The sequence below is a fragment of the Armatimonas sp. genome (assembly GCF_031410135.1).
Classification (GTDB): domain Bacteria; phylum Armatimonadota; class Armatimonadia; order Armatimonadales; family Armatimonadaceae; genus Armatimonas.
In genome coordinates this window covers 1-1460 of sequence record NZ_JANNYP010000555.1, presented here as the reverse complement: position 1 = coordinate 1460, position 1460 = coordinate 1, and the positions used below count along the sequence as shown (strand labels likewise).

At 56.4% G+C, this 1460-nt stretch carries 2 protein-coding genes; both read right to left on the bottom strand.

The genetic code is table 11. The features are described from left to right. Positions 1-18: 18 nt before the first annotated feature. A complete protein-coding gene (locus tag RMO15_RS20515; protein ID WP_309716271.1) occupies positions 19-870 on the bottom strand; it encodes a hypothetical protein in 852 nt (283 codons plus the stop codon). 45 nt (positions 871-915) lie between these two features. Next, the coding region (locus tag RMO15_RS20510) for a prolyl oligopeptidase family serine peptidase (protein ID WP_309716267.1) at positions 916-1460 on the bottom strand (545 nt) is incomplete at its 5' end.

Here is a 1460-nt window from a genome sequence, read left to right as displayed (position 1 = left end):
AAAACGACCCGCTCTTTATCATTTGCCCGCTGAATTGGGAGTCGGGAGGCGTTTTCGATTGTTGGGAGTGAAGTCGTCGATTTCTTGAGGGGCAAGTTTTCCTGGTACGTTGATATCGGCAGTGAACAGCTTCCCTTCCTGGGAATAGACCAAACGCTCCCTCTGATCCCAGTCCGCCCAGACTGCGCCCGGCAGCGGCGTTGAGATTTTTCGCTGTTTATATTGAACTTCAAACGTGGCGGCATGACGATAAATCATCTGTCGAAGTATGAAGGGCTGTAGGGGATGTCCTTTCTCAAATTCAATGCCTACTGTCTCAGATGGTTGTGTTGGGGGCACGTGAGTCCATCCATTTCGCATTAGGCGAGTGAAGAACTGGTTGTTAGGATTCCAAGATAGGTTCTCGTACTCAAACTCGTGCCCTTCCGGCGACACACCTGCTGGGAAACTTGGCTTATGGAGTGTCCAATCTTCATACGCATAGGGGGCAAGGTTAATCTCGATACGGGCGCTGGAGGCGAAAAGTCCCCCGAGATAGTACGGCTCGTTGTTGGGCCAGATCCCCAGAGGAGTGAGAGAGGGAGGCTTGCTGAGGGCAGTCCAGAAACTTGGCAAGCCTTTGTTATGATGCCCCATGGTGTAGTTGGCCGCTACGTAGATCAGCAGCTTACCATCGGGGGAGAGATCGCCGCGCTCAGGATAGAAATGGCCTACATGACGATCCCCAGGCTCGAACATATCGGTGTCCGTGTGCCAGAGGATAAGCTGTGTAAGCCGCTTAGGACCCGACCGAAGGATCACCCCGAGTGGCGCATCACGTGCCAGGAGCACAAAGAGGCGGCAAACGGGGCGCGTATGGATCGTGGGCATTTCGGTATATTCGACCCCCTTCGCTTGCCGGAGGGGGTCGCCGTCTCAGCGGCGGGGGGAGGTAAGATACTTGTCGAACCAGTCCATCAGTAGCTCCGCGTCTTTCTCGATACCCGGCCAGCCGTGGCCTTTTCCGGGGCGCTTGACAAGCTCGCAGGGGACGCCTTCTTCTTTGAGCTTGGCCAAGAGACGCTCGGACTGCTGGATGGGGACGAGGAGGTCGGCTGTGCCGTGGATCAGAAAGACCGGACAAGTTGTTTTGGTGATGCCATAGATAGGGGAGAGGGTTTTACTGAGGCGCTCTAGTTCCTCGGGAGTGGTTTTATCGGTGACACCGAACGCAGGCCAGTAGCTCTTTAGAAACGGGTTCAGCATGGCTTTTGCACCCTCTTTGCCGTAGTTGAGGAAGTCCGTGGGAGGGTAGAAGCACGCGGCGCACTGGACTGCACTCGACGCGCGGTCTACGGGGTCTTTGGCACTGGGATCGCCAGGACCACCGTAGGCTGCCATCATTGTCGTCAGGTGCCCGCCCGCACTTCCTCCGCTGATGCCGATCTTGTCGGGATCAATGCCCCAGCGGCTGGCGTTGG

Excerpts from the sequence above, each read along its gene's own strand:
- RMO15_RS20515 (WP_309716271.1), bottom strand. The coding sequence starts at position 870 with ATGCCCACGATCCATACGCGCCCCGTTTGCCGCCTCTTTGTGCTCCTG.